The 12,852-nt window shown below is 64.0% G+C and carries 16 protein-coding genes and 1 tRNA gene; 5 read left to right on the forward strand and 12 right to left on the reverse strand.

The annotated features are described in order from the left end of the window. Nucleotides 1-96 precede the first annotated feature (96 nt). A complete protein-coding gene (locus tag C5689_RS16755; RefSeq protein WP_108918385.1) occupies nucleotides 97-468 on the forward strand; it encodes a VOC family protein in 372 nt (123 codons plus the stop codon). A 6-nt stretch (nucleotides 469-474) separates the two neighbouring features. Here C5689_RS16755 and C5689_RS16760 read toward each other — a convergent pair whose 3' ends face one another. From C5689_RS16760 to C5689_RS16790, 7 genes are all read right to left on the reverse strand, one after another. Beyond that, entirely contained in the window at nucleotides 475-1,263 is a 789-nt protein-coding gene (locus C5689_RS16760) for an energy transducer TonB family protein (protein WP_108918386.1), read from the reverse strand. After that, on the reverse strand, nucleotides 1,260-1,706 hold the full coding sequence (exbD, locus tag C5689_RS16765; RefSeq protein WP_108918387.1) for a TonB system transport protein ExbD: 447 nt from the start codon (nucleotides 1,704-1,706) through the stop codon (nucleotides 1,260-1,262). Before exbD ends, C5689_RS16760 begins: the two co-directional genes overlap by 4 nt. Before the next feature lie 5 nt (nucleotides 1,707-1,711). Beyond that, nucleotides 1,712-2,506 (reverse strand): tonB-system energizer ExbB, encoded by a 795-nt coding sequence (gene exbB / locus C5689_RS16770; RefSeq protein ID WP_064032330.1) that lies wholly within the window; start codon nucleotides 2,504-2,506, stop codon nucleotides 1,712-1,714. Beyond that, nucleotides 2,503-3,186: a Fe2+-dependent dioxygenase gene (locus C5689_RS16775; protein WP_108918388.1), complete on the reverse strand. Its 684-nt coding sequence runs from the start codon at nucleotides 3,184-3,186 to the stop codon at nucleotides 2,503-2,505. Before C5689_RS16775 ends, exbB begins: the two co-directional genes overlap by 4 nt. A gap of 10 nt (nucleotides 3,187-3,196) precedes the next feature. Then, nucleotides 3,197-3,880, reverse strand: a complete 684-nt coding sequence (locus C5689_RS16780) for a Fe2+-dependent dioxygenase (protein ID WP_108918400.1) — start codon at nucleotides 3,878-3,880, stop codon at nucleotides 3,197-3,199. A 93-nt stretch (nucleotides 3,881-3,973) separates the two neighbouring features. Then, nucleotides 3,974-6,478 carry a TonB-dependent receptor gene (locus tag C5689_RS16785; protein WP_108918389.1) on the reverse strand — a complete coding sequence of 835 codons (2,505 nt, stop codon included), beginning with the start codon at nucleotides 6,476-6,478 and terminating at the stop codon, nucleotides 3,974-3,976. Nucleotides 6,479-6,787: 309 nt separating this feature from the next. After that, nucleotides 6,788-8,287, reverse strand: a complete 1,500-nt coding sequence (locus C5689_RS16790; RefSeq protein ID WP_108918390.1) for a S10 family peptidase — start codon at nucleotides 8,285-8,287, stop codon at nucleotides 6,788-6,790. Between the two features lie 147 nt (nucleotides 8,288-8,434). Here C5689_RS16790 and C5689_RS16795 point away from each other — a divergent pair, with 147 nt between their 5' ends. After that, a complete protein-coding gene (locus C5689_RS16795) occupies nucleotides 8,435-8,635 on the forward strand; it encodes a CsbD family protein (protein ID WP_108918391.1) in 201 nt (66 codons plus the stop codon). A 72-nt stretch (nucleotides 8,636-8,707) separates the two neighbouring features. Here the strand turns inward: C5689_RS16795 and C5689_RS16800 are convergent, their stop codons facing one another. The 3 genes from C5689_RS16800 to C5689_RS16810 are packed head-to-tail and all read right to left on the reverse strand — an operon-like array spanning nucleotide 8,708 to nucleotide 10,385. Continuing rightward, nucleotides 8,708-9,760: a MaoC family dehydratase gene (locus tag C5689_RS16800; RefSeq protein ID WP_108918392.1), complete on the reverse strand. Its 1,053-nt coding sequence runs from the start codon at nucleotides 9,758-9,760 to the stop codon at nucleotides 8,708-8,710. Between the two features lie 3 nt (nucleotides 9,761-9,763). Beyond that, nucleotides 9,764-10,093: a DUF167 family protein gene (locus tag C5689_RS16805; protein ID WP_108918393.1), complete on the reverse strand. Its 330-nt coding sequence runs from the start codon at nucleotides 10,091-10,093 to the stop codon at nucleotides 9,764-9,766. A 1-nt stretch (nucleotide 10,094) separates the two neighbouring features. Continuing rightward, on the reverse strand, nucleotides 10,095-10,385 hold the full coding sequence (locus C5689_RS16810; protein ID WP_108918394.1) for a YggT family protein: 291 nt from the start codon (nucleotides 10,383-10,385) through the stop codon (nucleotides 10,095-10,097). Between the two features lie 180 nt (nucleotides 10,386-10,565). Here C5689_RS16810 and C5689_RS16815 point away from each other — a divergent pair. Beyond that, nucleotides 10,566-10,641 (forward strand) — tRNA-Ala (locus C5689_RS16815). 147 nt (nucleotides 10,642-10,788) lie between these two features. Here C5689_RS16815 and C5689_RS16820 read toward each other — a convergent pair. Further along, nucleotides 10,789-11,028, reverse strand: coding sequence for a hypothetical protein (locus C5689_RS16820; RefSeq protein WP_108918395.1), 240 nt, complete (start codon nucleotides 11,026-11,028; stop codon nucleotides 10,789-10,791). Between the two features lie 347 nt (nucleotides 11,029-11,375). On the opposite strand from C5689_RS16820, the gene C5689_RS16825 reads away from it, so the two are divergent. Next, nucleotides 11,376-12,023, forward strand: a complete 648-nt coding sequence (locus C5689_RS16825; protein WP_108918396.1) for a hypothetical protein — start codon at nucleotides 11,376-11,378, stop codon at nucleotides 12,021-12,023. A 104-nt stretch (nucleotides 12,024-12,127) separates the two neighbouring features. Further along, on the forward strand, nucleotides 12,128-12,406 hold the full coding sequence (locus C5689_RS16830; RefSeq protein WP_108918397.1) for a hypothetical protein: 279 nt from the start codon (nucleotides 12,128-12,130) through the stop codon (nucleotides 12,404-12,406). Here the strand turns inward: C5689_RS16830 and C5689_RS16835 are convergent. Further along, nucleotides 12,388-12,765: an AAA family ATPase gene (locus C5689_RS16835; protein ID WP_108918401.1), complete on the reverse strand. Its 378-nt coding sequence runs from the start codon at nucleotides 12,763-12,765 to the stop codon at nucleotides 12,388-12,390. The two genes, C5689_RS16830 and C5689_RS16835, sit on opposite strands and share 19 nt — an antisense overlap. Nucleotides 12,766-12,852 lie beyond the last annotated feature (87 nt).

A 12,852-nucleotide genomic window follows, 5' to 3' on the forward strand; every position in this document is an offset into this window, starting at 1 on the left:
TCATGTCGGAACGACGGTCGAAATCTCAGCGTGGCGGGAACGGCGGCTTCTCGAGATCGTTTATTCACGGCGCCGTCACGCCGGAGCGAGACGCTCATGACCGTCACATTGAACCACACGATCGTTCCCGCCCATGAGAAGGGCTCGGCGGCCGACTGGTTCGCTCGCGTCCTCGGCCTCGAATACGAGCCCTCGTCCGACGGACATTTTGCCCCGGTCCATGTCAATGCCGCGCTGACCTTTCTCTTCTCCGACGACGAAACCTTCCCGGCGAGCCATTACGCCTTCCATGTCTCCGACGCCGAATTCGACGCCATACTCGAGCGCGTGCGCGCTTCCGGGCGGCCCTATGGCAGCGCGCCCTGGAGCCGGGACGATAAGAAGCTCAATGATTGGAACGGCGGCCGCGGCGTCTATTTCGAGACGCCCGACGGCCATCTTCTGGAGCTGATGACCGCACCTCAGTGAGTCTCTTCAGCGCACTTCGGGGCCGAACTTCACCGGAATGTCGAATGAGAGACGCTCGTCGGCGACGGCGGGCGGGGGCGCGATAACCGGATCTGCACGCTTCAGCATCGCGAGGGCCGCCTCGTCGAAGGCGGAATCGCCGGAGGAGCGATAGACGCTCGAGGCGACCACATGTCCGAGCCGATCCAATGTGAAGCTGACGCCGACTTCCACGGAGCGCCGAGGAACGCCGCGCGGGTAACGCAGGTGCCGGTGCAGATGCGCCACCAGCCGCTTCTGCCAAGAGAGCACTGCCGCGCGGGCCGCCTTGTCCATGCCCTGAGCGGGCGCGACGGCCCGGGGCGCCTCCCGCTCCACATCCGACTTCGGCGGCGCGGCCGCCTCGGAGGCCGCGGACTCTGCGGAGATCACCGGCGTCGCCTCGCGCTTGGTCGGCTCATCGACCGGCTTCTCGTGCTTTTCGGCGGTCGCATAATCGGCGTCGTCGGCCTCGACGCGCGCGATTTTGGGATCGTCATTGTCCTTGGTCTGGGAGGCGGCGACGGCCGGCGCGGCGGCGGCTGCTTCATCGGCCTGCGGGCCGGGAGGCGCGTCGGGAGCGTCCTCGACATGCGGCGCGGCGGGCGCGAGGCCGATCTCGATCGCCGGGGCGCCGCTCGAATCATCGTCGGTCTCGACCTCGAAGACGACGAAAATAGCGGCGAGCGCCAGAAGATGCGCGATCAGCGCGGCTAGCGCCGCGCCGGTCCAGATACGATTGTTCCGGCCCGTGTCGAGATCGGCGGCGACGCTCATTTCGTGGCTCCGCCCGTCGCCGCGCCGCCGGCGTCGAGCGCGACGAGCGAAATCTTGGCGTAGCCGCCGGAGCGCAGGCGCTCGAGAATGGCCATCATCTCACCATAAGGCACCGCCGTGTCGGCGCGCAGGAAGACGCGCTTGTCCTTATCGCCGCCGGCGAGCGAGTCCAGCGAGGCGATGAGATCATTGCGCTTCACCGGCGTCTCGCCCAGAGCGAGCGCCAGATCGGCCTGAATGGTGAGATAGATCGGCTTGTCGGGCTTTGTGTGCGTCGCCGCGCTCGCGGCCGGCAGATCGACGGGAAGATCGACAGTGGCGAGCGGCGCCGCCACCATGAAGATGATCAGCAGCACGAGCATCACGTCGATGAAGGGCGTGACATTGATCTCGTGCGTCTCTTCGAGCGCGCCGCGCGACGATCCTCCGATATTGCCGGCCATGAGCGTTACTCCGCCGCGCGCAGAGCCGCGGGCGCCTGCTGGACGCCGCGATCGAGATCACGCGAGACGATGCGCAGCAGCTCGCCGGAGAGATTGGAGACGAGCTCGAGATAGGCGCTCGTCTGCCGCGCGAGATGATTATAAATCAGCACCGCCGGAATGGCGGCGATGAGGCCGATGGCCGTGGCGAGCAGAGCCTCGGCGATGCCCGGCGCGACGACGGCGAGATTGGTCGTCTGCGCTTTCGATATGCCGATGAAGCTGTTCATAATGCCCCATACCGTGCCGAACAGGCCGATGAAGGGGCCGGTGGAGCCGACCGAAGCGAGCAGCCCCGTGCCGCGACGAATGGAGAGGCTCTCGGCGCGCTCGATCTCGGCGAAGCTCGAAGCGACGCGCTCCTTCAATCCGCCGGCGGAGGAAAGATCGGAAGAGAGGCGGAACTCGCGCAGCGCCTCGGCGATCAGAGCGCTCGCCAGAGGATCGTCGCCGCCGAGCGCGAGACGCGCTTCCGCGAGGCCGCGCGCCTCCTGCAGACGCTCGATCGAGCTGCGAATGCGCGCGCGCGCGCGCCGCAATTCGATCGTCTTGGCGATGAGCACCGTCCATGTGCCGATGGAGGCGCTGACGAGGCCCAGCATGACGATCTTCACGACGATGTCGGCGTTGAGGAACATGCTCGACACAGAAAGATCATGCGGACGATTGATGATGTCCGCGCGCCCTTCGGCCAGACAGAGAGACGTCGAGAGGAGGAGAGACGAGGCCGCGATCGCTAGCGTCTGATATGATCGTTTCATGCTTCCGCCCATATGCGAATGAGATTGTGATAGACGCCTGTCAGCTTGACGCAGGCCGGATCGCCCGCGCCGAGCCGCTCCGCGAGACCTTGAATCGTCTGGTCCAAATCAAAAAGCAACGAACGTACCACGTTGTCGCGAATCATGCTTTGAAGCCAGAAGAAGGATGCGACGCGTTCGCCGCGCGTCACTTCTCGCACGAGATGCAGGCTGGTCGATGGATAGAGCACGAGATGACCGGCGGGCAGCTTCACTTCCTGCGCGCCATAATGATCCTCGATGACCAATTCGCCGCCGTCGTATTCGTCGGGATCGGCGAGAAACAGAGTGACGGAGAGATCGGTGCGAATGCGCACCGAAGTGCGCGGCACGCCGCGAATGGCGTTGTCGACATGCAGCCCGAAATCATGGCCCGCGCCATAGCGATTGAACAGCGGCGGGAAAATCCGCAGCGGCAGAGCGGCGGAGACGAAAGTCGGACAGGCTGCGAGCGCATCGAGCACGAGATCGCCCAATTCGCGGGCGACGGCGCCGTCTTGCGGCAGCTGCAGATTATTCTTCACCAGGCTCGATTGCGAGCCTGCGGTCGTGCGGCCGTCTTCCCACACGGTCTGCGACATCACGTCGCGAAAATAGGCGACCTGCCGCGCATCGAGCACATCGGGTATGCAGATCAGCATGGCGCGACCCTCATACCTCGCTCCAATGGCGTATGAGATTGTGATAGACGCCGCCGAGCTTCATCACATCCTCGTCGTCGCCGCCGAGGCGTGGCGCGAGCTGCTGGATCGCCGTGTCGAGATCATAGATCACATCGCGCACGCTCTCCTGGCGGATCATGCTCTGCACCCAGAAGAAGGAGGCGACGCGCGCGCCGCGCGTGACGGGCGACACCATATGCAGATCGCTCGCCGGATAGACCGCGAGCGCGCCGGCCGGAAGCTTGACCTGATGCGAGTCATAGGCGTCATCGACGACGAGCTCGCCGCCTTCATATTCCTCCGGCTGGGAGAGAAAGACCGTGACGGCGAGATCGGCGCGAATGCGCACGCCGGTCAGAGGATCGCCGCGAACGGCATTGTCGACATGCACGCCGAAACGATGCCCGACGCGATAGCGATTGAACATGGGCGGATAGATGCGCAGCGGAATCGCCGCGGCGACAAAGCCCGGATGCGAGACGATCGCCTGCAATAGGCGCTCGCCGAGGCGCCGCGACAATTCGCCATTGGGCGGCAGCTGCTCATTGCTCTTCACCGAGGACGGCTGCGCGCCGGCGGTGGAAGCGCCGTCCTCCCATTCCGCCGCGTCCATGACGCTGCGGAATTGGGCGACCGTCTCCTTGCTCAGAACGTCCGGCACGCAGATCAGCATTTCCGCACATTCCATTTTTTGCGACGCAATGAAAAGGCGCCGGCTCCTTGTTTGAAACTTTTCCAAGGGAGCCGGAGCCTGCGACAATACATCTCAGAATTTGGCGCGCGCCTCGAACAGCACGGTGCGGCCGGGCGCCACCTGGGTGAAAGGCGTCGCCGTCTGATAGAAGGCGTCATAATAGGTGCGGTCGAACATATTCATGACCGAGACCTTGAGCGTGATATTTTCGGTGACCTTGCCTTCGAGGAAAGCGTCGAAGCGCCAGTAGGAGGGCAGCACGGTCGGCACATTCACGAAGGGATTGGCCGCCGTCGGCGCCGGCCAACCGGTCGTTCCGTTCACCGCTGTCGCGCCATTGGCGACGATATTGTTGCCGCCGTATATCTTCGAGCGATAGACCGCCTGGCCGCCGAACTCAAGCCGATCCGCCTCGAAGCCGAAGAGATCGCCGAACTGATATTTGCTCAGCAGGCTGAAGGATTCATGCGCGATATTGGCGAGCGGCAGGCCGACATTGGTGACGATCTGCGATTGCTTGACCTTCGACTCCATGATGACGACGCCGCCGGTCACGCTCCATTTGTCGTTGATATTGCCGGCGATCTCTATATCCGCGCCTTGCACATAATATTCGGCGTTGCCCGTCGTCACCGAGCCGTTCACCTCGCGCGCGCCGGTCACATCGGTGCGGAACAGCGCCGCCGTGGCGAGCAGATGGCGATCGAAAAGCTCCCATTTCACGCCGATTTCCTTGGCGTAATTGCGCTGCGGCGGGAAGATCTGCACCGCCGTGGTGAGACCGCCGTAATTGGCCGCGCCGCCGTCGAGCTCCGCGCCGACCGGATTGGCCGAGGTCGCATAGGCCGCATAGAGGCTCACTTCCGGCAGCGGCTTCAGCACCAAGCCGAAATTGTAATTGACGAGGCTGGTGTGATTGGCGGCGAAGGTCGTATAGGCCTCGTTGCGGTTGGTGATGGTATAATCGTCGAAGCGCACGCCGGCGTTGGCGATGACGATGTCTTCGTAATTGGCCGTCTCGATGAGATAGCCGGCCTTGGTGTCCACGGCGACGCGCGTCACATTCTGATTGCGCGTCGGCGTGTTGAGAAACGGCAGAGAGTTGCACGGCAGATAGAGATTGCACACGAGCGCGCCGCCGACGGCGCCTCCGTTCAGCTCCGACGAGAGATTGGTGTAATTGGTTCGCGTCAGCCCTTCCCGGCTATATTCGGCGCCGAGGACGACCTCATGCTTCATCGGGCCGGTGACGAATTTGTAATTTATGTCGGTCTGGCTCGCGAGCGTATTGGTCACTTGGTAGCGGCTCTGCGCGCCTATGTTCACCGTGCCGGCGGCCCAATTGGCGCTCTGCGTCAGCGTGCCGATGTAATCGACCACCGAGCGGCTCTGGCGCAGCCGGCTGGTGATTTTCAGATCGTCATTGACGCGATACTCGCCGGTGAAAGTGCCGAAGTCCTGGCGATATTTCTGGAAGTCGCGATTGAGCAGCCCATACCAGGTGTTGCGCGAGGTGACGCCTTCCGCGTAAGGCCGATTGGTGGTGCGATTATAGGGAATGCCGAAATCCGGCAGGCCGCTCTGATAGGAGTGCGTGTAATTGGCCGTCAGAGTAAAATTCTCGATCGGCTTGAAGACGACAGAGCCCGAGACGCCGTCGCGATCATCGACGACATAATTGCGTCCCGCGACATTGGCGTCCTGGAACAGGCCATTCACGCGCACGGCGAGAATCGGGCTGATCGCCTTGTTGACGTCGATCTGCACGCGCTTGGAGTTGTCTGACGGGCCGCCGGTGAACTTCATATCGTAGAAGTCCTGCTCCTTAGCCGTCTTGGTGACGATGTTCAACGCGCCGCCGGCGGTGCCGCGGCCGGCGAAGCTGGAGCCCGGACCGCGCAGGATTTCCACCTGCTCCGTGTAGAAATTCTCGCGCAAGCTGACGCCCGGATCGCGCACGCCGTCGACGAATATGTCGTTGCGGGCGTCGAAGCCGCGGATGAAGAAGCGATCGCCGAAGGCGTTGCCGCCCTCGCCCGAGCCGAGCGTGACGCCGGCCGTGCTGCGCGCGATTTCCTTCAGCGTGAAGGCGTTCTTGTCCTCGAGCACTTCCTTGGTGAGCACGGTCACGGTGCGCGGCGTGTTCAGCAGCGGCTGGGTGAATTTGTTGGACGACAGCCGATCGGCCTTATAGGGCGCCTTAGGATCGGCATAGGGATTGGCGTCGGCCGGCGCGGCGCCGCCCCCTGCCCCCGCCTGCGCGCTCTGGGCGCCTTGCGCGCCGGCTTGCGGAGCGGCGGACTGCGTCGAGGGAGCGCGCGTCGCACGGCGCGGCTTGGCGGCCTGATGGGCGGCGGGCGCCGCATGAACCACCGGCTTCGGCTTCTCCTTCGGCGCGTCGACGCGCACCGCCGGCAGAGACTGACTGGCTTCCTGCGCTGTCGCGACGCCGACGCCCGCGGCCAGCAGAGCCGCTACTCCCAACAGTTTCGCCGACGGGCCGTCGATGCGCGAGACCGACGCGGATGATCCGCGCCGCAGGCTGCGCAGAGAAAACGGCGCTTTGATGTTGTTCATTCTGTCCTGCCCCCGTGGAATCAAATCCGGCAAAGCCGGTAAGGTCTTCCACTATGAGTATTTTTGGCTAGGGACAGGGTCAATCGAGAGATGCGTAGCTTGGAAATCTTGCAAGAACGCTATTCTTGGAATGCTAGAGACAAATCCTCTGTCACCTTTCGAACATTGTTCGAAAGGTGCTTATTGGAATATTTCCATTTTGGAATTGGATGAGCTTATCTCGCTCGTCTCACGCCGATGTCGCGCGTCGCGAGCCTATTGTCGCGCTCGCGGGCGGCGCGCCACGGCGCCGCCTATTTTCGTGAGCGCCTATTTGCCTTCGATCGTCTTGCGCGCCTCGTCACGCAGCAAACGGCGGGAATCGTCGCGGATATAGGACATGTGCCCGCCGGGCACGGTCACGAGCCGCACGCGAGTCGTCTCGCCGAAAGCGGGCAGCTGATCGATGAGCAGCTTGCTCGCATAATAGGGCGTCACCAGATCTGCGAGCCCATGGGCGACGAGCACTTTCAAGCGGGCGTCGAGCGCGAGCTCGTCGCGCAAGGTCGAGACGGCCTCCGCATTGGCGCGGCCGCCGCGGCCGAAGTCCCAATCATGCGCGACCTTGTGATTGAGAATCTCATAGCGCGCATCGCCGATCGGCCATTGCAATTTCTCGATCGTCAGGCGCGTCATGGCGGCGCCGAGCGGCGCGGCGAGCGCGTCGAGCACCGGATCAGCCCAATTGCTCTCGCGCGAGAAGGGCCGCGGATCGAAGCCCGTGATCTCGCCGTCATAGGCGCTGGAGACGCGATGCGAGGCGCGCAGACGATCGCGCAGAAACGTCTTCAGCGCGACGCGGCCGCCCTCCTCCGTCACGATCCGCGATTCCAGCCCGGTGAAGCGCGTGACATTGGCGTCGAGCCGCTCCAGAGCCTCCTTGTCGCGCGGGCCTTTGAGCAGATCGACGAGAAACTCGCCCGAGGCGTAGGCCTCGACATCGGCGAGCTCGGCGCGCTGCTTGGCGTCGCGGGCCACCGCCGCATAGGACGGCAGGCGGCCCGCCAGCGACAGGAGATTGCGCGGGCTGTCCAGCCAGGCGAAATCCAGCGCCGGCGAGATCAGCACCAGACCTTCGACGCCTATGCTCTCGCGCTCGCGCAGCGCATGGGCGAGCTCGACGGCGCGAAAACCGCCATAGCTCTCGCCGACCAGAAACTTCGGCGAAGCGATGCGCCGATGCGTCGCCAGCCATTTGCGCACCACGACCGCGAGCGCCTCGGCGTCTCCCTGCGCCGAGAGGAAGTGCTTTCGCATCTCCTCATTGTCGGTGAGGAATTTGCTGTAGCCCGTGCCCGGCGGATCGATGAAGACGAGATCGACGAAAGGCAGCCAGCTTTCGGCATTGTCGACGAGGATGGGCGGCGCCGAAGGCGACAGCGGTCCGGAGCCGAGCGACAGCCGCCAGGGCGAGACGCCGCCGAGTCCGAGCCAGGCGGAAGCGGCGCCCGGCCCGCCATTGAAGACGAAGGCGATGGGCCGGGCCAGCGCATCGACGTCGGAGCGCTCATAAGAGACATAGGCGACGTCGACCCTCGGCGCGCCGCTTTGCGCGTCACGCAGCCGCACCGCGCCGGCGCGCGCGAGAAAGGATAGTTTCTCGCCGCGGATCGACATGGAATGCGTGGTCGTGACCTCTGTCGGAAGGCCTTGCGATTGGTCCGCGGCCTCCTCGCTCTCCTTTTTCTGCGCCGCGGGCGGCGCCGCGAGGCTCGACGAGCCCGCGAGCACAAGAGCGAGAGCGAGCGCAATCCAGGCTTTGGAAATCATGACACGACCTTTCATTCCACGATGTGAGAACAGATAGCGCCGCGCTCGAGCGTGGCGAAGGGCGATGGAACCATATCCATCGGCAAGAATTGTCATCCGATCCTGCGGCGCTCGAAAATAGACGCGCCCGAGTAGAGGAGAAGAACGATGGAGTGGAACCAGATCGAAGGCAATTGGAAACAGGCCAAAGGCAAGATCAAAGAAAAATGGGGCGACTTGACCGACGACGACCTGACCAGAATCCAGGGCAAGCGCGACCAATTCGAAGGCGAATTGCAGAAACGCTACGGAAAAAGCAAGGAAGCCGTTCAAAAAGATGTCGATGAATGGCTGAAAACGCTCCATTGAGCGACGCCTCTCCACTGCACTCCCAGGGGAGAGACAAAGCGGCGGCCGGTTCTCCGGCCGCCGCGGCTTTCGTCAGCGCGGCATCACCGCCCAATAGTCGAGGTCGAGCAGCACGTCGGGATGCGGCTTACCCTCGGCCGTCGTCAGCGGGAAATCCGCCGGCGGGTGGTCCTTCGTGGCGACGAGCCGCAGGCGCAGCGCGCCAATGTCCGAGCGGCCGGGAATCTCGGCCTTGTCCAGCACTTCCGACCAAGCGAAGACAGTGCCGCCGGCGAACAGCGGATTGACATGACGCCCGCCATTCACCGCGGCGATGTGGAAGGCGTTCTCGACACCGTTGAAAGAAAGCGCGCGGGCGAGCGAGATCACATGCCCGCCATAGATGATGCGCTTCCCGAAACGCCCCTGCGCCTCATAGTATTGATTGAAATGGACCTTGGAATTGTTCTGATAGAGGCGCGTGGCGATCTGATGCTCGGCCTCCTCCACGGTCATTCCGTCGATATGGTCGATCTTCTCGCCCACCTCGTAATCGCCCCAGAAATAGGGAGAGCCGGCCAAATCCTTGTCGTAGGCGGCGACGTTGATCGCCGGCACGGCCTTGCCGAGATCGGCGGGGGCGACGGATTTGGGCAGCGTCGGCACGACTTCCGGCCCGACGGGGGCGTCCTTGTCGCGCTTCTTCACCATCACCCAGCGGGCATAGTCGAGCACGGTCTCGCCGCGCTGATTCTTGCCGGTGGAGCGCACATAGACGACGCCAGTCTCCTTATTGGAGTTCTCCTTGAGGCCGATGACCTCGGAGCTCGCCGTCAGCGTGTCGCCCGGATAGACGGGCGCGAGAAATTTGAAATCCGCATAGCCGAGATTGGCGATGGCGTTCAGCGAGACGTCCGGCACGGTCTTGCCGAGCACGAAATGGAAAACGAGAATATCGTCGATCGGCGCTTCTCTATAGCCGATCGCCTGGGCGAAGGCCGCCGAGGATTGGACGGCGAAGCGCGGCAGATAGAGCGCCGTGTAGAGCGCGACGTCGCCCACCGTCACCGTGCGCGGCGCGGCGTGGCGGATCACCTGACCCAGCGAGAAATCCTCGAAAAAATTTCCGACCTTCGACTTGCTCATGCCTCAACCATTTTTTGTCGCGCCGGTCTTCTCCAGCGCTGCGAGGAGCCGTGCGGGATCGCCCGCGATGAAGAGCTTTTTCAGCCGCGCCGTGTGACCGGAGACGATCGACACGGTTCTGCGCGGCGCGCCGATCGTCTCGGCGACAAGTTCGACCAGCGAGTCATTGGCGCGCCCATCCTCCGGCGCCGCCCGCACCCTGGCCTTGAGCACCGGCCGGCCGTCGGCGAGACGCTCGACGCCTTCGACCGCGTCGCGGCCGCCCTTGGGCGTCAGCCGAACCCAGAGAGCGACGCCTTCGCCCTCCGCGCTCCAGGCGGCGGCCTCCGTCATGTCAGCCTATGCCGCCGAGCTGGCCGGCGACCAGATTGCGCAGGAATTGCAGCGCGAGCAGCAGGATTATGGGCGAGATGTCCATTCCGCCCAAGCTCGGCAGCACGCTGCGGATCGGCCGCAGCACCGGCTCGGTCAGCGCGTTCAGCGCATTCCACAGCGAATAGACTGCGCGCGATCTGGTGTTCACCACATCGAAGGCGATGAGCCATGACATGACCGCCATGGCGATGACGACCCACCAATAGAGGTCGATGATCGTGAAGATGAGATTGGCCACAGCATATTGCATGATGTGCTTTCCACCGGTCGAAGTCGAAAAATGTCTCTATCCCTCCTGCACCGCCGCCGCAATCCCTGGCCCCGGCTTCGGCGCGGCCATTCGGCGGAGACCGTCTCGGAAAAGAGGAACGATTTCGACGCAGGGCGGATTGACAGGCGGATAGGCGCCGAGTATCCAGCGCCTCGGAGCGGGGCTGTAGCTCAGATGGGAGAGCGCTGCAATCGCACTGCAGAGGTCGGGGGTTCGAATCCCCCCAGCTCCACCAATCAATTCCGGCGATCGGACTTCCAGAAATCGCGGATCGACTGTCGGGCGCGCGTCACGCGCGCGACGCCGGCCACGAATCTATAGCGGCGCGCCGCTCGCGTCGTCGACTTCACGACATGATCTTCGCTCGCAGCGCTTACCGCCCTCACGCCCTCGGCGTCGGGACATGCTCGTCGAAGCGCCGCCGCGGAAAGGCCGCTCTGAACAGCATGATGACGAGATTGATCAGAACGAGACCAACGAGCAGCGTCAGCCCCCAATCGCCTATGCTCGCCGTGGAGGGCGCCTGCAACACCGAATTCACGGCCGTTTCGCCCTTGGCCCATACGCAGCTCACCGCCTCGCAAAATGTCATCGACGCGAGCGGTTGTTCGCAGGACTCCATGATCGGCTCCCGAGTTCTCGTCTATTCGCACGCATTTAGAGGCGCTGCGAGCGACTTCAATCCCGCCCGCGTTGCGCCGCAGCATAGACGGCGGCGCAACGACGCACGCGGGAAACGATGCGCACGATAAAGTAGAGTTGCGCCGAAAAGCGTCTATCGTCGCGTGCGACCGAGCGACATTTCTGTTGCTGTGCTCTTATTTTCTCTCGACAACGGCTAAGTATTCGCCCACTCTATCGGCGTTCGGAATTTCCGTTCATCCTGGGAAAACTCGGAGCCGACGTAACCGATTTGGACGAAAGATCGTCCAACGGAAGTCGTTCTGCCCCCTTCGACGCCGGAGACCCATGCGCCGCATCGTTCGCCCCTTCGTGAAGGAATTCAAATCGCGCTCCGCCAAGGCCGCGTCGAGCCGTATCGTTCCGCTCGACGAAGCGGCCGCCGAGCAAAAGCCCGCCTTTCTCGACCTCGCGGCCTTCGCGCCGCGCGTCGTGGAACGTGAGACGCCGCATGACGACGGCTATGAAGCGGCGATGAAAGCGGCCGATCTCGTTTTCGGCAAGAAGGCCGAAGCGATAAAGGCGGAGGCCGTGTCCGCGCAGCCGGCGAGCACCGGCCGTGTGCTGCCGAGCCTCATCGAGCCCATCGCGCCGCCGCCCGAGCCGGAGGCGCCTGTCCGCCGTGGCCCCGGCCGTCCGCGCGGCGTGAAGAAAGCCGTCGAGCCGAAGATCGTCGACGCCGAGAGCGACGCGCCGATTCGCGCCGCGCGCCGCCCCAAAGCGCCGAAAGCCGCGCCCGCGCCGCGGCCCGCTCCGGAGCCGATCGTCACTGTCGCGCGCCAGCCGCCGGCTCCGGCGCCGATCGCCGTCGCCAGGGTCGAGAGCGAGACAACGAGCCGCAGGATTCGCCGCGCCATTCAGCTGCGCTGGGTTCTCGGAACGGAGCTGCGGGCCGGCGAAAAGTGGAAGCGTCGCCTTCCCGAGGCCGCCCGCTGAATGAAAGAGGCCGCGTCGGGATGCGAGACGACGCTAACCTTTGCCGGCGCCATTCGTTCAAAATCCTTGCTCCTCGGCTCGATCGGCGTCATATACGGAGAGCGATGACGGACTCTCAAGAAACCACGCTGATCGAGGCCTTGAAGAAGGTCGATGCGCATGGCGACATCGCGCCGCCGCATGTGCAGGATCCGATGACCATGGCGTTGCGCCAGCGCGCCATTGCGGCCGATCTCATGCGTTGGGACGACAGCCGCGGCCGTTATGTGCTCACCGGCACCGGCCGCAGCCGCATCAGCGCCCGCAATCGCGCCCCCGGCGCGGTGCTGCGCTTCCGCCGCAGAGACGAGCGCGAAGGCGATTCTCAGCGCAAGGTCGACTGATCGGAAATTTCCAACCTATTCAGCACGAAGTCGGCGCGCTCGGCGACGCTCGCCCGCGGCAAGACATCCAGCCGATAGCCGAGCAATGGATAAGCTTCCGCGAGCCGCTCATATTCGGCGACGGCGGCGTCGAAGCCCTGGCGGCGCTCCGCATCCCCGACATAGATTTCTCGCCACGGCGGCGTCATGAACACGCGAGAATCATAGCGCGGCTGCGCGCGCAAGGTCGCCTGCGCCGGCTCTCCGGTCGCATGTTGTAGCGCGACGGCGGCGTCGACCAGCGTATCCCTCCGGCGGCGGCCGCCTGGCGGTGACCTCGGTTTTTGAGATAGCTGCCTGATGGGTGACGCGATGATCATGTCCACTTCAGTTACAAGCGGACACTATCGCCTATGTCGCGCAACGATGATGGTCCTCCGGCTCCCGAGCGCAAGCGTCGCTCATGG

This window comes from Methylosinus sporium (assembly GCF_003113265.1).
Lineage (GTDB): Bacteria > Pseudomonadota > Alphaproteobacteria > Rhizobiales > Beijerinckiaceae > Methylosinus > Methylosinus sporium.